Genomic DNA, 19,081 nt, shown 5'->3' on the forward strand with positions numbered 1-19,081 from the left:
GGCCCATAGACCACTCTCAGCTTCACGACCTCAGGTGAGGGAGTTGATGATGACCGTCTCGTCGCGCGCCGGACCGACGCCGATGACCGACATCGGGGCGCCGGAGATCTCCTCGACGTACTTCACGTACGCCTGGGCGTTGGCCGGAAGGTCGCTGAACGACCGTGCCCCGGAGATGTCCTCCTTCCAGCCGGGCAGCATCTCGAAGATGGGCTTGGCGTGGTGGAAGTCGGACTGGTTGACGGGCATCTCGTCGTGGCGGACACCGTCGACGTCGTAGGCCACGCACACCGGGATCTCGTCGAGACCGCCGAGCACGTCGAGCTTGGTGAGGACGAAGTCGGTGACGCCGTTGACGCGGGCGGCGTAGCGGGCGATGACGGCGTCGTACCAACCGCAGCGGCGCGGGCGGCCGGTGGTGGTGCCGAACTCGTGGCCGTTGTCGCGCAGGTAGTCGCCGGAGGCGTCGAAGAGCTCGGTCGGGAACGGCCCCTCGCCCACACGGGTGGTGTAGGCCTTCACGATCGCGACGACGCGGTCGATCCGGGTCGGCGGGATGCCGGAGCCGGTGCAGGCACCGCCCGAGGTGGCGTTGGAGGAGGTCACGAACGGGTAGGTGCCGTGGTCGACGTCGAGCAGCGTCGCCTGGCCGCCCTCGAGCAGCACGGTCTCGCCCTTGTCGAGCGCCTGGTTGAGCAGCAGACCGGTGTCACAGACCATCGGCGCGATCCGGTCGGCGTAGGACAGCAGGTCCTCGACGACCGCCTCGACGGTGAAGCCGCGCCGGTTGTAGACCTTGGAGAGCAGCTGGTTCTTCAGCTCCAGCGCGCCCTCGACCTTGCCACGCAGGATCGACTCGTCGAAGAGGTCCTGGACGCGGATGCCGATGCGGTTGACCTTGTCGGCGTAGGTCGGCCCGATGCCGCGGCCGGTGGTGCCGATCTTGCGCGAGCCGAGGAACCGCTCGGTGACCTTGTCGAGCTGGCGGTTGTAGTCGGCGATGACGTGGGCGCTGGCCGACAGCTTCAGCTTGGAGATGTCGACGCCGCGCTCCTCCAGGCCGCTCAGCTCCTCGAAGAGGACGGCGAGGTCGACGACCACGCCGTTGCCGATCACCGGCGTCACGCCGGGGGTCAGGATGCCGCTGGGCAGCAGGTGGAGGGCGTACTTCTCCTTGCCGATCACCACCGTGTGGCCGGCGTTGTTGCCGCCGTTGAACTTCACGACGTAGTCGACGTGCTCACCGAGAAGGTCGGTCGCCTTGCCCTTGCCTTCGTCGCCCCACTGGGCGCCGATGATCGTGATCGCGGGCATGTGTTGCTCCTTCGCTCCGGACGGAGTCCCTCCGCCCTGAGGCGGCTGCTCAACGCACCAATACCTAGTGTGTGCTGGATCCATCAAAATGCAGAAAGCCCTGGCAAGACCAGGGCTCTTGCGACCACACGCTAGCAAATCCGGACGCGTACGTCACAGCCAGGCTCGCCGTGCGGCCTCGACGCCCGCCTCGAACCGGGAGGTCGCACCGAGGTCCTCGAGCAGCTCGGCGACCCGTCGCCGGACCGTACGCAGCGAGACCCCGAGCCTCCGGGCGATCTGCTCGTCCTGGGCTCCGCTGGCCAGCTCGGCGAGCAGGAGCCGGCGCTCGGCGCTCGGCAGATCCTCCAGCTCGGCCGCCGGAAGGGCACGGTGCCACAGCTCCTCGAAGTAGCAGGTGACCACCTCGACGATGCCCCGCTGGCGTACGTTGATCATCGGCTGCTCCACCGGGCCGAGCGGGTCCGGGAACATCGCGTGCGTGCTGCCGACGACCATCAGGTGGGTGGCGACGCGGGGCAGGATCCGGATCTCCTCGCCGATCTCGACCCGCATCCGGAGCACGTCCGGCGAGTGCTTCAGGGCGGCCACCGGGTAGATGCCGCGGCACCGGCGGCCCGACTTGATCGTGGCCTCGATGACCGAGATGAACCGCATCTCGGAGGGGTGCACGGTGACCGCCGGCCGCAGCCACATCATGTCGCCCGAGGTCGCCGAGACCAGCCGCTCGAAGGTCTCGGGCGTGAACTCGGTGGTGACCACCTCGCCCTCGATCGGGTGCTCCTCGCCGATCGGAGCCGGGAGCCGGGCGGCGGTGCCGGCGACGTACGGCACCGACTGGGAGATCTTGAGCAGGTGGTCGTGGGCGTCCTGCGCCCTGGTCGCGGCCCGCTCGAGCATGTGGGCGACCACCGCTGTCGGGCTGAGCACCGTCAGGGTCTCGCTCACGCAGATCACGCCGCTCTCGATCAGCGCCGTGCCCTCCTCCTTCAGCTCGTCCACGGAGGTCGACAGCGTCGCCGCGACGACCACCACCGGCCAGCCGTTGAGCGGGAGGAGGCGACTGTAGAGCTGCGCCGCGCCCGGGTCGAACCCGAGCGCGGTCATCAGCGTCTGCGACCGGCCGTTCTCCATATCTGGCACTCTAGTGCCAGATAGTTGTCACGCCTCCGGCTTGAGCAACGGGAAGAGGATCGTTTCGCGGATCCCGGCACCGGTGAAGAGCATGATCGCCCGGTCCAGGCCGAGCCCGAGGCCGCCCATCGGCGGGGCGCCGTACTCCAGCGCGCGCAGGAAGTCCTCGTCGAGCTGCATCGCCTCGGGGTCGCCGCCGGCGGCGAGGAGCGACTGCTGGGTGAGCACCTCGCGCTGCACCACCGGGTCGATCAGCTCGGTGAAGCCGGTGCCGCGCTCGACACCGCCGATGATCAGGTCCCAGGCGAGGACCTTGCCGGGCTCCTCGTCGTTGATCCGCGCCAGCGGCTGGGCGATCGCCGGGAAGTCGCACAGGAAGGTCGGCTGGAGCAGGTGGGGCTCGACCAGCTCGCCGCACAGCTCCATGACGATCTTGCCGGCGTCCCAGGCCGGGTCGAGCTCGACGTCGTGCTTGTCGGCCAGCGCCTTGAGGGTCTCGACGTCGGTGGCGGGCGTGACCTCGACGCCGACGGCCTCGGAGACACCCTCGTAGACCGGCAGCCACGTCCACTCACCGTCGAGGTCGATGACACCGGCCTCTGTCTCCACCTGGCGGGAGCCGACCGCGTCGGCGGCGGCGAGGTACATCTTCCGGATCTGCTCGGCGATGGTGAACTGGTCACCGTAGGCCTGGTAGGCCTCGATCATCGTGAACTCGGGGCTGTGCGTGGAGTCGACACCCTCGTTGCGGAAGATCCGGCCGATCTCGTAGACCTTGTCGACGCCGCCGACGACCGCCTTCTTGAGGTTGAGCTCGAGCGCGATGCGCAGCGTCATCGGCTGGTCGAACGCGTTCATGTGGGTGTTGAACGGCCGTGCGTGCGCGCCACCGTGGATGAGCTGCAGGACCGGCGTCTCGACCTCGAGATAGCCGTCGTCCTCCAGGCAGCGGCGGATCGCCTGGGTGATCTTCGCGCGCGTACGGACCATGTCGCGCGCCTCCTGGCGCACGATCAGGTCGGCGTAGCGCTGGCGGACCCGCGACTCCTCCGAGAGCTCCTTGTGGAGCACCGGCAGCGGCCGCAGTGCCTTGGAGGCCATCTGCCACTCGCTCGCCATGATGGAGAGCTCACCGCGGCGCGAGGAGATCACCCGGCCGGTGACGGCGACGTGGTCACCGAGGTCGACCAGGCTCTTCCACTCCGCGAGCGACTCCTCGCCCACCTCTGCCAGCGAGAGCATCACCTGGAGCCGGGTGCCGACACCCTCCTGGAGCGTGGCGAAGGCCAGCTTGCCGGTGTTGCGGACGAACATGACCCGGCCGGCGACGGTGACCACGTCCTGGGTCTCCTCGCCGGCCTCGAGCTTGTCCTCGTAGGCCTCCCGCACCTCGGCGAGCGTGTGCGTGCGGCCGACCTCGATGGCGTACGCCTTCTTGCCCTCGGCCAGCAGGCGCTCGCGCTTCTCGCGCCGAACGATCATCTGCTCGTTCAGGCTCTGCTGAACCTCGGGGGCGTCAGGGGCGTTGGAGGTCTGCTCAGTCACAGGGCAAGGCTAGGCGAAATCGCTGGTCCGACGCGATTCGGTAATCAGCCCAGGAGGGTGTCGTACGCGGTGGGGCTGCTGTCGCGCAGGAACTCGCTGCAGCGCTCCCACTCGTCGGTCTCACCGATCACCTTGGCCTGCTCGGCGAGGAGGGCGAGGCTGGTCAGGAAACCGCGGTTGGGCTCGTGCTCCCACGGCACCGGACCGTGGCCCTTCCAGCCGTTGCGGCGCAGCATGTCGAGCGAGCGGTGGTAGCCGACGCGGGCGTAGGCGTAGATGGTCACGTCCTCGGCGCCGGCCTCCTTGGCGGCCGTGGCGAGCGCCGCCCAGGCGGCGGGCGAGGCGGGGTGGCGGCGTACGACCTCGGCGGGCTCGGTGCCGGCGGCCAGCTCGTCGGTCGCAGGGTCGGCGGGGAGGTGGGTCGGCGGCGGTCCGGCCATCAGGTCCTGGTGCGTCATGCCCCCATACTATTTGCGATTGCTTCGCAATTCGCGAGCGCCTCCGCTTGACCCTCATCTTCCTCCGCTCCACTCGTCGCTTCGCTCCTCCCTCCGCTGCGTCCAGACGAGGGGCGCTCCGGCGCTGGACTATTTGCGATTGCTTCGCAATTCGCGAGCGCCTCCGTTTGACTGGGGCCCATGACCGAGCCGATGACGCAGACGACTGCCGCGCCGACGACGGAGCATCCGTGGCGGGCCCTGTTCGCGCTGTGCATCGGCTTCTTCATGCTGCTGGTCGACATGACGATCGTGACCGTCGCGACGCCGGACATCATGAACGAGCTCGACGCGAGCGCCAACGCGGTGCTGTGGGTGACCAGCGCCTACCTGCTGACCTACGCGGTGCCGGTCCTCATCATGGGCAGGCTCGGGGACCGCTTCGGGCCCAAGTGGGTCTACCTCGCCGGGCTGGCCGTGTTCACGGCCTCGTCGCTGTGGTGCGGGCTCGCCGGCAGCATCGAGTCGCTGGTGGCCGCACGGGCGGTGCAGGGCCTCGGCGCGGCGATGATGACGCCGCAGACGATGGCGACGATCACCCGCATCTTCCCTCCCGAGCGGCGCGGCGCGGCGATGGCGCTGTGGGGTGCGACCGCGGGGATCGCGACGCTCGTCGGCCCGCTCGCGGGTGGAGCGCTGGTCGCGACCGGCGGCTGGGAGTGGATCTTCTTCGTCAACGTGCCGATCGGCGTCATCGCGATCGTGCTCAACTGGCTGCTGGTCCCCGAGCTGGGGACCCACCCGCACGTCTTCGACTGGCTCGGCGTGGGGCTCAGCGGCGTCGGCATGTTCTGCCTGGTCTTCGGCCTGCAGAACGGCGAGCAGCGGGGCTGGGACGCCCTCACCTGGGCCCTGGTGTTCGGCGGGATCGCGATCATGGGGCTCTTCGTCTGGTGGCAGGCGCGCAACCGCAACGAGCCGCTGGTGCCGCTGCACATCTTCACCGACCGCAACTTCTCGGTCTCCAGCCTGGCGATCTCCTGCATGGGCTTCGCGGCGGTCGCGCAGGGCTTCCCGCTGATGCTCTACGCCCAGCTCGTCCGCGGCTACACCGCGCTCGAGGCCTCGCTCATCATGGTACCGACGGCGCTGGTCTCCTTCGTCGCCGCTCCGCTCGTCGGCCGGCTGACCGACCGGATGCACCCGCGGCTGCTGACGGGAGCGGCCTTCTTCCTGTGCGCCGTCTCGCTCTTCTGGCTGGCGGTGCCGATGACCGTCGACTCGGCGTTGTGGCAGCTGCTGGCGCCGATGGCCGTCTTCGGGCTCGGCTCGGCGGCCGTCTGGGCGCCGCTGGCGGCGACCGCCACCCGCAACGTACCGATGCGGCTGGCCGGAGCCGGTTCAGGCGTCTACAACGCCACCCGACTGGTCGGGTCGGTGGTCGGCTCGGCCGCCGTCGCCGTGCTCATCGACCTCCGTCTCAACGCCCACGGGCTCGGCGGGTCGCTGGCGGGCGGTCACGAGACCACGGCCGGCTCCTCGGTCCCGCCTGCGATGGCCCCGAGGTTCGCCGAGGCGATGTCGGAGGTGATGCTGCTCCCGGCGGTCGCGCTGGTGGTCGGCTTCGTGGCGGTGCTCTTCTTCACCACCCCGCGCCACATGACGAAGCCGTCCGCCTAGGAGAGCGCCACCGAGAGCGGCAGGCCGCGGCACGGGATCATGTCGCGGGCGGTCGTCAGCGGGTCGCCGGTGGCCAGCTGCGGGTCGGCCGAGACGATCGCCTTGCCGTGACCGTTGACCAGCGTCGCGCCGGCCTCGCGCAGCCCGGGCAGGAGCATCGTCTCCAGCGTCTCGACGAGGGTGTCGGCCCCCGCGACGCCGACCATGCGGCCGCCGGCGTAGACCGGCATTGTCGTGGTCATGACGTACTCGTCGGTGCAGACGAAGTCGACGTACGGGCCGACCAGGGTCAGCTCCCCCGTGCGTTCCGGGGTGCGGTACCAGGGCTGGCGGGTGTAGTCGATGGCCTCCCCCGTCGCCGGGGCGTCGGCGTCACCGAGGAAATCACGCTCCTCGCCCTGCCACCAGACGAGGTAGAGCCGGCGGTCGCTGAGCGCCCCGGGCGCCGCGACGAAGCCACCACCGATCAGGTTGGGGTTGCGCAGGAACTCCAGGGAGCCGGGCTCGAGCCGCTCGCGCAGCGATGCGGTGGTGACCGGGCCGGCCTCGAAGAGGGCGGCCACTTCGTTGCGTACACGCTCCAGCTCGGCCACGATCGGCCCGAAGTGCTGCTCGACCTGGGCTACGCAGTCGAGCGGAGTCATCGTCTTGGTCATCGCCGCACCGCCTCATGGATCTCAGCCAAGCGTTCCAGGGAGTGCGCGATGTGCTCACGTACGCTCTCCCGTGCCCTGACAGCATCCCCTGATGCGAGGGCTTCGACAAGCTCCTGATGGCGGGTCGCCGTCGCCTCCCGGAACCCTGGCTCGTTGAGCGGGATCCGGAGCAACGCGCCGAAGTCGGCCTCCTGGCGCACCACCTCGCGGGTCATCCGGGCCGACTGGGTCAGCGCGGCCACCGACAGGTAGAGCTCGCTGTCGGCGCTGCGCCAGCGGGCCACGTCGCTGACGTTGAGCGGGATCAGCAGGTCTCGCAGATCCTCGACCTCGTCAGGGTCCGTACGCTCCGCCGCGATCTCCGCACAGCCGGTGAGCACCACCAGGTAGACCGTGGCCCGGTCCCGCAGCTCGATCCGCGACATCGCGGCGAGCCGGTCCTCGACGAGGTCGGCGCTCTCCGGGGCGCGTACGAACGAGCCGCCGCCGCGCCCGCGGGTCGTCACCACCAAGCCCTTGGCGCGCAGTGCGACCAGAGCCTCTCGCGCGGTGACCGTCGCGACACCGAGCATCTGGGCGAGCTCGGGCTCGCTGGGGAGCCGCTCACCGTGCGCGAGTACGCCGGAGCGGATCGCCTCCGCGAGACGGTTCTCGACGCGCGCGGCCCGGCCCTCGTCGCCGATCGGGGCGAAGATGGCCGCGCGGGCTCGAGAGGTCATCACACGCACACCAAAATCCTAATGTATGGCTCCATATGATTCGGCCCCTCCGATCTGTTCGAATCTGTTCGAATCGGCACAGGAACTTCATGAATTTCGTCTTAACCATCTGGAACAAAGGGCGTTTCTATGCCTAATCTGTGCGCACGGCTGACGCACACTGGTGTCGGTCACCCAAGATCGTCGGATGTCCAGGGCTTGTGGGGGGCGCTGGGCATCCGACTCCTTGATTTTTGGGACGACCTGCCTCTGAATACGACAGGGCGGGGAGAACCTTTCGGCTCTCCCCGCCCTGTTGCTGTGCGGGTGAGGCTAGAACACCGCGGCCACGGCGCTGGTCAGCGCGTCACCGATGTTGTCCAGCAGACCGCCCTCGTCCTCTTCGGCGGGAGCTTCCTCGGTCGCCTCCTCAGCAGGCTCCTCGGTCGTCGGCCGCTCGGCCAGCGGGCTCTCCGACTCGCTCGGAGTCGCCTCCGGCTCGGCCGGCTCCTCGGCGGGCGCCTCGGCAGCGTCGTCGCCACCCGGGAGGACGTCGTCCAGACCCGGAAGCAGCGGCGAGTCCTTCTCGGTCGGTCCATCCAGAGGCGCTTCGATTGGGTTCTTGGTCGGGACCTTCGAGCGCTTGTTCGGCTCGTTTGCCACAGCGACACCGTCGGTCGTCGTGCCCGACTCGGTCGCCGGACCAGACCTCTTGCCGACTACGTCGACCGCGACCACAGTGAAGGTGTAGGTGGTCCCCGGAGTCAGCCCCTCAACGTGGTAGTTCACGTCCTCGGTCGTGTCGTCGCCGCCCAGTTCACTACCCTCAGCCGCCCAGGTGACCTCGTAGTGGTCGACACCGGAGTCGTCATCCGAAGCGTTCCACGAAAGGTCAGCGGTGGTCTCGGTCAGGTTGTCAACCTTGAGGCCCGTCGGGGCCTTCGGGTTCTCCGCGTCGCCCTCAGTGGCACACTCAACCGTGCTCGCCTCGGACTCGTTGGCGCTCCAGTCGGTCGCAGTGACTCCGAAACTGTAGTCGGTTCCCGGCTGCAGATCGGTGTAAGTGGCACTGTTTGCCGTGTGCTCCGCGGCCTGCTCGCCCTGGTCGTTCGTCGCCGTGTAGTGGTGGATCCTGCCGCTGTCGTCGGAGGCATCAGCCCACGTCAGCTTGAGCTCGGTCGAACTGACGACCGTGCAGTCGACCGGACCCATCTCCGGAGCCCTGTCGTCATTGAGCGCGACCGAACCGCAGTTGTCGCGGTTGCCCGACGGGTCGACAGCGACAACAGAGAACTCGTCTGCCGCGAGGGGCAGCACCGCGGTGTAGGACGTCCGGGACGTCCTGGTCACCTCACCGCCATCGACAAAGATGAGGTATTCGACTGAGTTACTGTTGTCGGTCGCCGCACCCCACTCGACGTCGTAGGAAAGTTTGAGCCCGAGGAGATCAGTCTTCGAGGTGACGACCGGAGGAGTGGTGCACTTCGGCTTGGTCCTGTCGACCGGCCCAGGATCTTCGCCGTCGCCGTCGCCGTCGCCGTCGCCGTCGCCGTCGCCGTCGCCGTCGCCATCACCATCACCTGGCGGGCAAAGCAGGCCCAGCGGGAGCAGGCAGTCATCGTCACCGTCGTCCGGCGGGGTGGTCGGCTCGCCGTCACCCGGCGGCGGGGTCGGAGTCGGCTCCGGCTCCTGGCACTGGGTCAGGTCCGGGCGGATCTCACAGATGTCCACACCGGCGCCCGGCGGACGGGTGTCCTCACAGGCGCTCGGGTCGAGCTCACAGGTCGGCGTGCTTCCCGACGGGACGTTGCCCGCGGGGATGAAGGTCACACCGGTGTTGGCGGCCGGGACGATGTCGTCCTCGACGACCTCCGGCTCGTCGGACTCCTTGTCCGACGGCTTGTCGTCCGGCTCGAGAGTGTCAGGATCGCTGGGGAGCGAGGACTCCCCCGTCGTCGGATCCTTGGTCGGCGAGCTTTCCGGGTCGCCGCTCACGGTGCAGGAGAACAAGACAAGAAGCAGGATCAGGATGATCGCGCCTATGACGATTCCGCCGATGGTGCGGTTTCGCGCAGTGGTTTCCATTCCGAGGATGTCCCTCCCAAGATCAACGCCGAGGGGACGGTTCGACTGTCTTACCCGTGAGTCGCCGTCCAGCCAGGGCATTGAATCGCTTTACCAATGACCGGCACAACGACATAAGCCCGTGTTTGCTATGCCGTGTGCCACAACGTTTTCCGAATCGGGACCATTGGCCTGTCCCCGGCGTGTTGCTCAGCCGATGGAGTTGCCCGCAGAACCGAGATGCTGGGCACCCTCGACCACCCGAGCGGCCATACCGGCCTCCGCGAGCTTGCCCCAGACGCGAGGATCGTACTGCTTCTTGTTTCCGACCTCGCCGTCGACCTTCAGAACACCGTCGTAGTTGGCGAGCATGTGGCCGGCGACGGGGCGGGTGAAGGCGTACTGGGTGTCGGTGTCGATGTTCATCTTGACCACGCCGTAGGACACCGCCTCGGCGATCTCCTCGGCGCTCGAGCCGGAGCCGCCGTGGAAGACGAGGTCGAACGGCTTCGAGCCGGCGGGCAGGCCGAGCTTGGCGACGACGGCGTCCTGGGCGTCACGCAGGATGGAGGGACGGAGCTTGACGTTGCCCGGCTTGTAGACGCCGTGCACGTTGCCGAAGGTGAGCGCGGTCAGGTAGCCCTCGATGCCGAGCGCATCGGCGGTGGCGATGGCGTCCTCAGGGGTCGAGTAGAGCTTGTCGTCGATCGCGCCGACGATGCCGTCCTCCTCGCCACCGACCACGCCGACCTCGATCTCGAGCACGATGTGGGCGGTCTTGGCCAGCGCCAGCAGCTCCTCGGCGATCTGCAGGTTCTCGGCCAGCGGCACGGCGGAGCCGTCCCACATGTGGCTCTGGAACAGCGGGGCCTCGCCGCGCTGCACGCGCTCGGCGGAGAGCTCGAGCAGGGGACGTACGAAGCCGTCGAGCTTGTCCTTGGGGCAGTGGTCGGTGTGGAGCGCGATGTTGACGTCGTAGGACTTGGCGACCTCGGTCGCGTACGCCGCGAAGGCCACCGAGCCGGTCACCATGTTCTTGACCGTGGGGCCGGAGAGGTATTCCGCGCCACCCGTGGAGATCTGGATGATGCCGTCCGAGCCGGCCTCGGCGAAGCCGGCCAGCGCCGCGTTGAGCGTCTGCGACGAGGAGACGTTGATCGCGGGGAAGGCGAACCCCTTCTCCTTCGCGGTCGCGAGCATCTCGGCGTACTTCTCGGGGGTGGCGATGGGCATCTGGGGGTCTCCTTGAAGATCCGTTTCTCGACCGGTGCGCTGGTGGCCAGCGTAATGCGCCCCCGGGCCGCCCCGCCCAACGCCCGCAGTTGGATCGATCAACCAGGACAACCGATCTGCCACGAGATCCGTATCCACAGGTGACACTGACCTTGGAGGCATCATGGACTGGCAGGAAACCCTGGAACGGGCGATCCCCCGACCCCCGCCCGCACAACCCGACCCGGCCGCGCTCGTGGCGGACGGGAAGAGGCTCGTACGCCGCCGGCGGCTCGCCGCGGTCGTGGGCACCGCCGCTGCGGTGGCCGCGGTGGTCGGCATCGGCGCGGTCGTCGTCCCCTCACGTGACACCGCCACCCCGAACCCGCCGATCGCGACGCACTCGACCGACGAGGAGTGGCCGCCACCGGCTGCCATCCCGTTGAGCGACCTGGCTCCGGTGGCGTACGACTTCGACACCGGCGAGACGACGTTCCAGGACGGCTGGACGGAGGTCGACAGGGTCGGTCCGATGACGGTCAACAACTCGCTGGCGGTCGCGGCGACCGACGGCGAGAAGACGATCTACGCCTACTTCGAGCTCCCGAGCGAGATCGCCTTCACGGATGCCTCCCGCACAACTACGAAAGACTTCCGGACCTGGGTCGACGACATCTCGCTCAGGCCGCTGGAGCCCGAGTGGATCAACGGCAGGCTCGACGTCGGCGACGACTGGAAGATCGTCCGCGAGATCCCCAACCCCCTGGGTTACGCGACACCCTGGGACTCGGTCGGGGCTGTCGTCGAGCGAGACGGCCTCGTGCGCTGGATGCTCCTCAGCGGGAGCAGCACGGCGGGCGGCGAGTCGTTCGGGGGTTCCGGGACCTACGCCATTCCCGGCCAGACGATCGACGAGTGGCTGGCCGAGGCCGCAGACGCGGACCGGCGCCGCGACTTCCGCCCCGGGGACAACGGCTTCGAAGGCACCCCGACCGATGTGGTCGAGTTCGGATCCGGCTCGGAGGTCGTCCCGGCTGCGGACGGAGTGGAGATCGTCGATCAAGCGGCGGATCCGGACATCGGCGGCGCCTTTTCCGACGGATCGTCGCGGACAGCGGCTGCGCGGATCACCGTCCGCGACAAGGAGCGCTACGTCCTGATCCGTGAGAAGGGCGGCACCACCCAGGCCGTCTCGTATGTCGTGCTCCCGGCTCCTCGAGCCGAGGACCGTGCGCCGCTCTCCCTCGACGAGTTCATCGCGGCGGTCGCACGTCACACCCCTGCCGACGAGGGGATGTGGCGATGAGCGCGCACGACGAGGCATTCACCGCGTTCGTCGCGGCCCGACGGCCACGCCTGGTGAGAGTGGCGTACGCGCTGTGCGGCGACTGGCACCGGGCGGACGACCTGGTGCAGACGTCGCTGGTGAAGCTGTACGCGTCGTGGCGACGGGTGGAGTCGGGATCGGAGGAGGCGTACGTCCGGACGATCCTCGTCCGCGCCCACATCGACCAGACCCGGCGGCCGTGGTGGAAGCGGGAGCGGTCGGGCAACCTGCCCGAGCGGCCGGGTCCGGCGGAGCAGGTCGAGGAGCGGTCCGAGCTCTTCGACGCGCTCCAGGAGCTGCCGGAGATGCAGCGCAAGGTGGTCGTCCTGCGTCACTGGCTGCAGCTGTCGGTTGCCGAGACCGCGCGGGAGCTGCGGATCAACGAGGGAACCGTGAAGAGCCACTCCTCGCGGGGGCTGGCCGCGCTGCGTAGCTGCCTGGAGCCGGGGAACGCCTCGCGAACATAGGCGGAGCACGAAGGGTCGGGCGGTCCTGGCGTCCCCGCTGCCGCCCGGCCCCGAGGCCACGCACCCTGAGAAGGGGCACATCCGGGCGACCCAGGAGTTAACTTTAGCGGATCATGTTTTCGCGGAAGACACCGGGGCGTAACCGCTTTACCGTCCCGTCAGCCGCGCCAGGCCTCCTCGGAGGACAGGTCGGCGTGCTGGACGACCCAGGAGTGCATCGCGATCGCCGCGGCGGCGGAGGCGTTGATCGACCGGGTCGAGCCGAACTGGGCGATCGAGAAGGTGCCGTCGACGCTCTCGCGGGCCTGCTCGGACAGACCTGGTCCCTCCTGCCCGAAGAGGAAGCAGACCGACTTCGGCAGCTCCATCGTCTCCAGGTGGAGCGAGCCGGGGAGATTGTCGATACCGAGGAGACGTACGTCCCGTTCATGCAGGTACGCCGCGAGCGCCGGCACGTCCGGGTGGTGATGGACGTGCTGGTAGCGGTCGGTGACCATCGCGCCACGACGGTTCCAGCGGCGGTTGCCGACGATGTGCACCTCGGCGGCGAGGAAGGCGTTGGCGGTGCGGACGATGGTGCCGATGTTGAAGTCGTGCTGCCAGTTCTCGATGGCGACGTGGAAGCTGTGGCGGCGCCGGTCGAGGTCGGCGACGATCGCCTCGAGGGTCCAGTAGCGGTAACGGTCGACCACGTTGCGGCGGTCGCCGTTGGCCAGCAGCTCCGGGTCCCAGTGGTCTCCCTCGGGCCACTCCCCCTGCCACGGGCCCACGCCGACCTCGGGCTGCCCGTGGGGCATCGGGTCGTACGGCGCTCGGGATTCACCCTCTGACTGACGTGTCTCGTTCATCGACAAGACAGAATATTCGTGCAACAAGAGTTGTTACCTATGGGTACCGTAGGGCGCGTGACAGGTGCGGGGAATTTTGCGCCGCTGGTGGCCGGTCTGGAATGGATGAGTCCGGACTTTCTGCTGGCCACTTTCGGCGAGCCGCTCTTCTGGATCAGCCTGATCATCATCTTCGTCGAGTGCGGTCTTTTCTTCCCGTTCCTCCCCGGCGACAGCCTGCTGATCGCGCTCGGAATCTTCATCGCGACCGGCAAGATCGACATCTTTCCCGGGCCTCCGGGTGTCGAGATCATCATCGCGATGCTCTTCTTCGTCGTCGCCGCGTTCGCGGGCAACGTGACCGGTTATGAGATCGGGCGCAAGATCGGGCCGCGGCTCTATGAACGCGACGGTCGATTCATCAAGAAGCGACACCTCGACCAGACCCGCGAGTTCTTCGACAAACACGGCAACAAGGCACTGGTGATCGGGCGGTTCATCGCTTTCGTACGCACCTATGTCACCGTCGTCGCCGGCGTCACCCACATGGATCGGCGGCGGTTCTATTTCTGGAGCCTCGTCGGTGGCGTGCTGTGGGTGCTCGCGGTGACCCTGTTCGGGTTCTTCGTCGGAGCGCGCTGGCCCTGGTTGGCCGACAACGTCGACTACCTGATCCTGCTGCTCTTCGCGCTCGCGTTCGCGCCGGCGATGGTGGAGTGGTGGCGGCGGCGGCGTACGGCCTCACGACTGGCCGGCGACCTCGACCACGACGGTCACCCGGACCGCGACATCCTCGGGATGGCGGTCCGGCCGCGCGCGCCGGCGGACGACGAGGCCGACAGCCGCGCCGACCACTAGCGCGTCAGCCGGCCGTTCCCGAGTCGCTCCAGGGCTTCCTCGATCACCTCACGCTGCTTGGTGAAGGTCCACCGGACCAGATGTTTGCCCGCATCGGAGTCGTAGAACCCCTGCAGCGGGATGGCCACGACACCGGCGCGCTCGGGCAGCGCCCGGCAGAACTCGAGCCCGTCGCTCCAGCCGAGCTCGGTGATGTCGGAGACGGCGAAGTAGGTGCCCTCCGGGATGGTCACGTCCAGGCCGATCCGCTTCAGCCCGTCGCAGAGCAGATCGCGCCGCCCCTGCAGATCCAGGGCGAGCTCCTTGGTCCAGTGGTCGAGATGCTCGAGTGCGTACGCAGCCGCCGGCTGCAGCGGGGCGCCGGAGGTGAACGTCAGCCACTGCTTGGCTCCGAGCAGCGCCTGGACCAGGTGTTCGGGGCCGGTGGCCCAGCCGACCTTCCAGCCGGTGAAGGAGTAGGACTTGCCGATGCTCGACAGGGTCAGGGTGCGCTCGCGCATCCCGGGGAGCGTGGCGATGGGGATGTGTGGCGTCCCGTCGAAGGTCAGGTGCTCGTAGACCTCGTCGGAGACGACCGTCAGGTCGTGGTCGCGGGCGAAGGCGGCGACGGTCTCGAGCTCCTCGCGGGTGAGCACGGTGCCGGTGGGGTTGTGCGGGGAGTTGAGGAGAAGCACCTTGGTCGCCTCCGAGGCGGCGGCCTCGAGCGCCTCGCGGGGCAGCCTCCCGCCCGGCGCGGACTCGTCCAGGCTGAGCGTCACCGGGCGACGTACGCCGCCGGCGAACTGCACCATCGCCGGGTAGCTGTCGTAGTAGGGCTCCACGAGGATCACCTCGTCGCCCGGGTCGACCAGGGCGAGGATCGCCGCCGCGATCCCCTCGGTGGCGCCGGTGGTCACGGCGACCTCGCGCGCCGGGTCGAAGGTGAGGCCGTAGTGGCGCTGCTGATGGGCCGCGACGGCCTCTCGCAGCGCGGGGACGCCGGGGCCCGGGGCGTACTGGTTGCGTCCGCTCTCCAAGGCAGTGACGGCTTCCTTGATGATCTCGTCGGGACCGTCCACGTCGGGGAAGCCCTGGCCGAGGTTGACCGCGCCGGTGGACGCGGCCAACGCCGACATCTCGGAGAAGATCGTCGGCGGGATGCCATGGAGTCGTCGCGCAGTCATGACACTTAGGCTATTGGTCGTGACCACGGATCAGAGCCTCGCTGCCGACATCGACGCCACCTGCCGCCTGCACGGGGAGTTCACGCTCCGGTCCGGGCAGGTCAGCGACACCTACTTCGACAAGTACCTCTTCGAGGCGGACCCGGCGCTTCTCGAGCGTGTCGCGGCCCGGATGGTCGAGCTGCTCCCGGAGGGCACCGAGCTGCTCGGGGGCCTGGAGCTCGGCGGCATCCCGATCGTGACCATGGTGTCGGCCAAGACCGGCATCCCGGCGATCTTCATCCGGAAGAAGGCGAAGGAGTACGGCACCGCCAAGCTCGCCGAGGGGCCGTCCTTCTCGGGCAAGAAGGTCACCCTGATCGAGGACGTGATCACCTCCGGTGGCGCGGTGCGCGACGCGGTCAACGCGCTCCGTCCGCTTGGTGCGGTCGTGGACACTGTCGTGTGTGCGATCGACCGCTCGCCCGAGCCCGGCGAGTCGCTGCGTGACGTCTCGCTGGAGATCCGCTCCGTGCTGACCCGGGCCGACCTGGACGCGGTCAACGCAGCCTCCTAGGCTTCGGCCGCCCGGCCCACCCACACACTCGAAGAGAGCCCCATGATCCTGACCTCTACCCAGCCCGAGGAGCTCACCGGCGTCGCCGGCTGGGCGGTCGACCTGATGGACAAGCTCGGCCCGGTGGGTGCGGGGCTCGGCATCGCGCTGGAGAACCTCTTCCCGCCGCTGCCCTCCGAGATCATCCTGCCGCTGGCCGGCTTCACCGCCGCCCAGGGCCGCTTCACGATCGCCGAGGCGCTGATCTGGACCACGCTCGGCTCGGTCGTCGGCGCGCTCGCGCTCTACCTGGTCGGTGCGCTGATCGGCCGCGAGCGGGTCTACTGGGTCGGCGAGAAGCTGCCGCTGGTCAAGACCTCCGACCTGGAGAAGACCGAGGCGTTCTTCGAGAAGTACGGTGCCTGGACCGTCTTCTTCGGCCGCTTCATCCCGATCTTCCGGTCGCTGATCTCGGTGCCCGCCGGCGTCACCCGGATGCCGATCTGGAAGTTCCTCATCCTCACCACCGTCGGCTCCGCGATCTGGAACACCATCTTCGTCGTCGCCGGCTACCAGCTCGGCGACAACTGGGAGAAGGTCGAGCCGATCGTCGGCCGCTTCCAGAACATCGTCATCCTCGTCGTCGGGGTCGCCGTCGTCGCGTGGATCGCGGTGCGGGTCTACAAGATGGTCCGCGGCTCCGACAACGGCGCCAAGGACGACTCGCTCGTCTCCTAGCTCCGGCTAGAACTGCTGGTGCGTCGGCGGTGTCGGTCCCGGCACCGCCGCCGCTGGCTGCTGCCACGGGTCGCCGGGCGCACGCCGGGCGAACCAGGTGCCTGCTCTGCCTGCGTACAGCATGACGAGCGCGGCGATGATCAGCGCCGGGTAGAGCACCGTGAAGAGCGAGAGGAATGCCGCGATCGAGCCGACGACGGTGAGCAGGACCCGGACCACCTTGGAGCGGAACAGCACCATGATCCCGAGCGGGAACGCGATCAGGCTCAGCACGCCGCAGACGGCGAACCAGATCACCATCGCCAGCGTCACGCCCTTGTCCGAGGACGACGGGTCGTTGTAGTCGGCGATCCCCGCCGGCACCATGAACACCGAGATCAGCAGCGCGATCACCGACCCCACGATCGTCATGACCGACGCCGCGACCACCGTGCCGGGACGGGTGTCGGGATCGGGCTGCGGGTAGTGAGGCCGGAGGTACGCCGGGGGCTGCTGTCCCATCGCGTACTGACCGTAGGCCGGCGGCGCCTGGCCCCAGCCCTGGGGCTGCGTCGGCTGTGTCGGTGGCGTCGGGTGCGGCGCGGCGTACGGCTGGGGTGCGGCGTACGGCGTCCGGGGTGGCGGCTCCTGCCCCTGGAACGGCGGCTTGCCGCCGTAGGGGTTGTCGAAGGAGCCGTACTGATCTGACATGCGGCGGAGCCTATCCGGCCCGCAGGCTCACTTGGTGCGGAACCACGCGGCGACCTCGGGTCGCAGCAGGAACGAGAAGGTCGCCACCGCGGCGCCGAAGAGGATCACCGCAGGCGGGAAGGCGAGCGCGAAGAGCAGCAGCGAGAGCGCCGAGATTCCGGCGGAGATCATCAGCGCGACCCGGGCCCAGGAATGGCGACGGAGCGCGAAGACGGCGAACACGCCGGCGGCGACGCACACGAGCGCCACCAGCACGGCCATGATCCAGGCCGAGGCGACGATGATGTCGGTGGTGTAGAGCCCCACCGCCTCCCGCATCGTCGGGTCGTTCTCCGCCTGCTTGCGCACCTGGTCGAGGATCAGCTCCGGGTTGGCGGTCGCGGTCACCGCCGAGGCGAGCATCATCAGCGCGGTGAACCCGGACCCGACCCAGGTGAGCACGCCTGCCGCCATCACCGCGCCGGGACGGCGCGTGGGCGCTGCCTTCGCGGGCTGCGCGATCGCACCGGTCCACGGCGGCGGCTGCTGCTCGGAGAGCCGGGCGGGTCCGGTGATGGTGCCGGTACCGGTGCTGGTGGTGGTGTCGGTCTGGGTCTCCGGCGGGGTCGGCGCGACGTACGACTTCTGGTCGGGGTCGCTGTTGTCGAGAGCCTCGCGCTTGGTCGGCGAGACGCCGTCGAACCAGTCGCGGGTGGGCGACATCCACAGGAGTACGACGGCGACAGCCGCCAACGTGGACCAGAACCCGCCGCCGAACATGCCGGCGAAGAAGAGGGGCGCCGCGATGACCGTGAGCGCGAGCCGCGCCTGCTTGTTGCGTTGCAGCACGTGCCAGCCGAGGATCACCGCCGCCGCCGCGATCGCACCGGTGACCAGCGCCATCACGTGCATGAGGTCGAGGACGTTGTCGAGGCCGATCCCCGAGCCGGCCAACGGCGGCTGGGCCAGCACCTCCTCCACCCGCTCACGGGTGTCCAGGCTGCGCAGCCCGGCGATCTGGTCCCAGGCCGTCACCACCGTGAGCAGGGAGCCGAGCACGATGAGCCACCCGGCGAGGGTGGCCTGACCGGGGCGGGGAAGCTTCGTTTCAGACATGTCGGGAATCATTTTCTCATCCCGGCCAACTTCATGTGCCGAGAGGTCGGCCGTGGCGGAGCCGGTCGAACGCCTTGGGTGCGGTGAGTCCGGGAAATGCCTCGGCGATCTCCTTCGCGCACGCGGCCGGCGTCGCGGCGGTGGAGTCGACGCGGATGTCGTAGGGGTGGGAGTAGACCAGCGTCTGGGATCGGGCGAGACCGGCAGGACGATCGCCTCGCGCTGCCTCGCGCCGCTCGAGCTCCTCGGGCGAGCACCAGACCTCGACGAGGGTGACGTCGTAGCCGTCGAGCACCTCGAGCAGGTCGTCGAGCCGCCAGGTCTCGCTGAGCGGGTAGTCCATGATCACGTCGTTGCCGACCGAGGCCAGGGCCGCGACGGCGCGGTGGTAGCCGAGTCGGGTGCGCCGCAGCATCTCCGCGATCCCGGCCTCGTCGAGCTCCCGCGTGTGCACCGTCGACCGCATCCCGCTGATCCCGTCGACCGGCACCAGGAACCACGGGTCCTCCAGCAGCGGCAGCAGCTCCCGCCCGACGCTGCTCTTGCCCGAGCTCGACGCCCCGTTGAGCAGGATGATCCGACCAGTCCGCATGCGTGGAGGCTACCCACCTGCCGAGGCGTCACGTACGTCGGCCGAGTGG

General features: G+C 68.8%; 19 protein-coding genes. 6 read left to right on the forward strand and 13 right to left on the reverse strand.

Annotated features, from left to right (window positions below):
- Positions 1–30: 30 nt before the first annotated feature.
- The 4 genes from ACFVJS_RS09010 to ACFVJS_RS09025 all read right to left on the reverse strand — a co-directional run bounded on the left by ACFVJS_RS09010 (position 31) and on the right by ACFVJS_RS09025 (position 4,451).
- A complete protein-coding gene (locus ACFVJS_RS09010) occupies positions 31–1,314 on the reverse strand; it encodes an adenylosuccinate synthase (protein ID WP_378878588.1) in 1,284 nt (427 codons plus the stop codon).
- Between the two features lie 153 nt (positions 1,315–1,467).
- On the reverse strand, positions 1,468–2,448 hold the full coding sequence (locus ACFVJS_RS09015; RefSeq protein ID WP_378878590.1) for a helix-turn-helix domain-containing protein: 981 nt from the start codon (positions 2,446–2,448) through the stop codon (positions 1,468–1,470).
- A 27-nt stretch (positions 2,449–2,475) separates the two neighbouring features.
- Complete coding sequence (gene lysS / locus ACFVJS_RS09020) at positions 2,476–3,930, reverse strand: lysine--tRNA ligase (RefSeq protein WP_378878622.1); 1,455 nt, start codon at positions 3,928–3,930, stop codon at positions 2,476–2,478.
- A 107-nt stretch (positions 3,931–4,037) separates the two neighbouring features.
- On the reverse strand, positions 4,038–4,451 hold the full coding sequence (locus ACFVJS_RS09025; protein WP_378878592.1) for a DUF3151 domain-containing protein: 414 nt from the start codon (positions 4,449–4,451) through the stop codon (positions 4,038–4,040).
- Between the two features lie 180 nt (positions 4,452–4,631).
- Between ACFVJS_RS09025 and ACFVJS_RS09030 the strand changes: the two genes are divergently transcribed.
- Positions 4,632–6,110 (forward strand): DHA2 family efflux MFS transporter permease subunit, encoded by a 1,479-nt coding sequence (locus ACFVJS_RS09030; protein WP_378878594.1) that lies wholly within the window; start codon positions 4,632–4,634, stop codon positions 6,108–6,110.
- Here the strand turns inward: ACFVJS_RS09030 and ACFVJS_RS09035 are convergent.
- The 4 genes from ACFVJS_RS09035 to fbaA all read right to left on the reverse strand — a co-directional run bounded on the left by ACFVJS_RS09035 (position 6,107) and on the right by fbaA (position 10,761).
- Positions 6,107–6,766, reverse strand: a complete 660-nt coding sequence (locus ACFVJS_RS09035; RefSeq protein ID WP_378878596.1) for a cache domain-containing protein — start codon at positions 6,764–6,766, stop codon at positions 6,107–6,109. The two genes, ACFVJS_RS09030 and ACFVJS_RS09035, sit on opposite strands and share 4 nt — an antisense overlap.
- Positions 6,763–7,485: a FadR/GntR family transcriptional regulator gene (locus tag ACFVJS_RS09040; protein ID WP_378878598.1), complete on the reverse strand. Its 723-nt coding sequence runs from the start codon at positions 7,483–7,485 to the stop codon at positions 6,763–6,765. Before ACFVJS_RS09040 ends, ACFVJS_RS09035 begins: the two co-directional genes overlap by 4 nt.
- A gap of 312 nt (positions 7,486–7,797) precedes the next feature.
- Positions 7,798–9,549, reverse strand: a complete 1,752-nt coding sequence (locus ACFVJS_RS09045; protein WP_378878600.1) for a fibronectin type III domain-containing protein — start codon at positions 9,547–9,549, stop codon at positions 7,798–7,800.
- Between the two features lie 189 nt (positions 9,550–9,738).
- Positions 9,739–10,761 carry a class II fructose-bisphosphate aldolase gene (fbaA, locus tag ACFVJS_RS09050; protein WP_378878602.1) on the reverse strand — a complete coding sequence of 341 codons (1,023 nt, stop codon included), beginning with the start codon at positions 10,759–10,761 and terminating at the stop codon, positions 9,739–9,741.
- A gap of 163 nt (positions 10,762–10,924) precedes the next feature.
- On the opposite strand from fbaA, the gene ACFVJS_RS09055 reads away from it, so the two are divergent.
- Together ACFVJS_RS09055 and ACFVJS_RS09060 are read left to right on the forward strand one after the other, a co-directional pair.
- Positions 10,925–12,046, forward strand: a complete 1,122-nt coding sequence (locus tag ACFVJS_RS09055) for a hypothetical protein (RefSeq protein ID WP_378878604.1) — start codon at positions 10,925–10,927, stop codon at positions 12,044–12,046.
- On the forward strand, positions 12,043–12,534 hold the full coding sequence (locus tag ACFVJS_RS09060) for a SigE family RNA polymerase sigma factor (protein ID WP_378878606.1): 492 nt from the start codon (positions 12,043–12,045) through the stop codon (positions 12,532–12,534). Before ACFVJS_RS09055 ends, ACFVJS_RS09060 begins: the two co-directional genes overlap by 4 nt.
- Positions 12,535–12,692: 158 nt before the next feature.
- On the opposite strand, the gene ACFVJS_RS09065 is transcribed toward ACFVJS_RS09060, so the two are convergent.
- Complete coding sequence (locus ACFVJS_RS09065) at positions 12,693–13,382, reverse strand: TrmH family RNA methyltransferase (RefSeq protein WP_378878608.1); 690 nt, start codon at positions 13,380–13,382, stop codon at positions 12,693–12,695.
- A gap of 57 nt (positions 13,383–13,439) precedes the next feature.
- Here ACFVJS_RS09065 and ACFVJS_RS09070 point away from each other — a divergent pair, with 57 nt between their 5' ends.
- Positions 13,440–14,219, forward strand: coding sequence for a DedA family protein (locus ACFVJS_RS09070; protein ID WP_378878609.1), 780 nt, complete (start codon positions 13,440–13,442; stop codon positions 14,217–14,219).
- Here ACFVJS_RS09070 and ACFVJS_RS09075 read toward each other — a convergent pair.
- Positions 14,216–15,382 carry an aminotransferase class I/II-fold pyridoxal phosphate-dependent enzyme gene (locus ACFVJS_RS09075; protein ID WP_378878611.1) on the reverse strand — a complete coding sequence of 389 codons (1,167 nt, stop codon included), beginning with the start codon at positions 15,380–15,382 and terminating at the stop codon, positions 14,216–14,218. The two genes, ACFVJS_RS09070 and ACFVJS_RS09075, sit on opposite strands and share 4 nt — an antisense overlap.
- A 19-nt stretch (positions 15,383–15,401) precedes the next feature.
- On the opposite strand from ACFVJS_RS09075, the gene pyrE reads away from it, so the two are divergent.
- Together pyrE and ACFVJS_RS09085 are read left to right on the forward strand one after the other, a co-directional pair.
- The gene (gene pyrE / locus ACFVJS_RS09080) at positions 15,402–15,938 is read left to right on the forward strand and encodes an orotate phosphoribosyltransferase (protein WP_378878612.1); all 537 of its coding nucleotides are present in this window, start codon (positions 15,402–15,404) and stop codon (positions 15,936–15,938) included.
- Positions 15,939–15,980: 42 nt separating this feature from the next.
- The gene (locus ACFVJS_RS09085) at positions 15,981–16,655 is read left to right on the forward strand and encodes a DedA family protein (RefSeq protein ID WP_378878614.1); all 675 of its coding nucleotides are present in this window, start codon (positions 15,981–15,983) and stop codon (positions 16,653–16,655) included.
- Between the two features lie 6 nt (positions 16,656–16,661).
- Here the strand turns inward: ACFVJS_RS09085 and ACFVJS_RS09090 are convergent, their stop codons facing one another.
- From ACFVJS_RS09090 to ACFVJS_RS09100, 3 genes are read right to left on the reverse strand one after another with little or no spacing between them, the layout of a single operon-like run.
- On the reverse strand, positions 16,662–17,345 hold the full coding sequence (locus ACFVJS_RS09090; RefSeq protein WP_378878616.1) for a hypothetical protein: 684 nt from the start codon (positions 17,343–17,345) through the stop codon (positions 16,662–16,664).
- Positions 17,346–17,372: 27 nt separating this feature from the next.
- Positions 17,373–18,440: a hypothetical protein gene (locus ACFVJS_RS09095; RefSeq protein WP_378878618.1), complete on the reverse strand. Its 1,068-nt coding sequence runs from the start codon at positions 18,438–18,440 to the stop codon at positions 17,373–17,375.
- A gap of 31 nt (positions 18,441–18,471) precedes the next feature.
- Positions 18,472–19,032: a chloramphenicol phosphotransferase CPT family protein gene (locus ACFVJS_RS09100; protein WP_378878620.1), complete on the reverse strand. Its 561-nt coding sequence runs from the start codon at positions 19,030–19,032 to the stop codon at positions 18,472–18,474.
- Between the last annotated feature and the right edge of the window lie 49 nt (positions 19,033–19,081).

Source organism: Nocardioides sp. NPDC057772 (assembly GCF_042798075.1).
In the GTDB taxonomy this organism is placed as follows: Bacteria; Actinomycetota; Actinomycetes; order Propionibacteriales; family Nocardioidaceae; genus Nocardioides.

Excerpts from the sequence above, each read along its gene's own strand:
- ACFVJS_RS09010 (WP_378878588.1), bottom strand. The coding sequence starts at position 1,314 with ATGCCCGCGATCACGATCATCGGCGCCCAGTGGGGCGACGAAGGCAAG.
- ACFVJS_RS09015 (WP_378878590.1), bottom strand. The coding sequence starts at position 2,448 with ATGGAGAACGGCCGGTCGCAGACGCTGATGACCGCGCTCGGGTTCGAC.
- lysS (WP_378878622.1), bottom strand. The coding sequence starts at position 3,930 with ATGATCGTTCGGCGCGAGAAGCGCGAGCGCCTGCTGGCCGAGGGCAAG.
- ACFVJS_RS09025 (WP_378878592.1), bottom strand. The coding sequence starts at position 4,451 with ATGACGCACCAGGACCTGATGGCCGGACCGCCGCCGACCCACCTCCCC.
- ACFVJS_RS09030 (WP_378878594.1), top strand. The coding sequence starts at position 4,632 with ATGACCGAGCCGATGACGCAGACGACTGCCGCGCCGACGACGGAGCAT.
- ACFVJS_RS09035 (WP_378878596.1), bottom strand. The coding sequence starts at position 6,766 with ATGACCAAGACGATGACTCCGCTCGACTGCGTAGCCCAGGTCGAGCAG.
- ACFVJS_RS09040 (WP_378878598.1), bottom strand. The coding sequence starts at position 7,485 with ATGACCTCTCGAGCCCGCGCGGCCATCTTCGCCCCGATCGGCGACGAG.
- ACFVJS_RS09045 (WP_378878600.1), bottom strand. The coding sequence starts at position 9,549 with ATGGAAACCACTGCGCGAAACCGCACCATCGGCGGAATCGTCATAGGC.
- fbaA (WP_378878602.1), bottom strand. The coding sequence starts at position 10,761 with ATGCCCATCGCCACCCCCGAGAAGTACGCCGAGATGCTCGCGACCGCG.
- ACFVJS_RS09055 (WP_378878604.1), top strand. The coding sequence starts at position 10,925 with ATGGACTGGCAGGAAACCCTGGAACGGGCGATCCCCCGACCCCCGCCC.
- ACFVJS_RS09060 (WP_378878606.1), top strand. The coding sequence starts at position 12,043 with ATGAGCGCGCACGACGAGGCATTCACCGCGTTCGTCGCGGCCCGACGG.
- ACFVJS_RS09065 (WP_378878608.1), bottom strand. The coding sequence starts at position 13,382 with ATGAACGAGACACGTCAGTCAGAGGGTGAATCCCGAGCGCCGTACGAC.
- ACFVJS_RS09075 (WP_378878611.1), bottom strand. The coding sequence starts at position 15,382 with ATGACTGCGCGACGACTCCATGGCATCCCGCCGACGATCTTCTCCGAG.
- ACFVJS_RS09085 (WP_378878614.1), top strand. The coding sequence starts at position 15,981 with ATGATCCTGACCTCTACCCAGCCCGAGGAGCTCACCGGCGTCGCCGGC.
- ACFVJS_RS09090 (WP_378878616.1), bottom strand. The coding sequence starts at position 17,345 with ATGTCAGATCAGTACGGCTCCTTCGACAACCCCTACGGCGGCAAGCCG.
- ACFVJS_RS09095 (WP_378878618.1), bottom strand. The coding sequence starts at position 18,440 with ATGTCTGAAACGAAGCTTCCCCGCCCCGGTCAGGCCACCCTCGCCGGG.
- ACFVJS_RS09100 (WP_378878620.1), bottom strand. The coding sequence starts at position 19,032 with ATGCGGACTGGTCGGATCATCCTGCTCAACGGGGCGTCGAGCTCGGGC.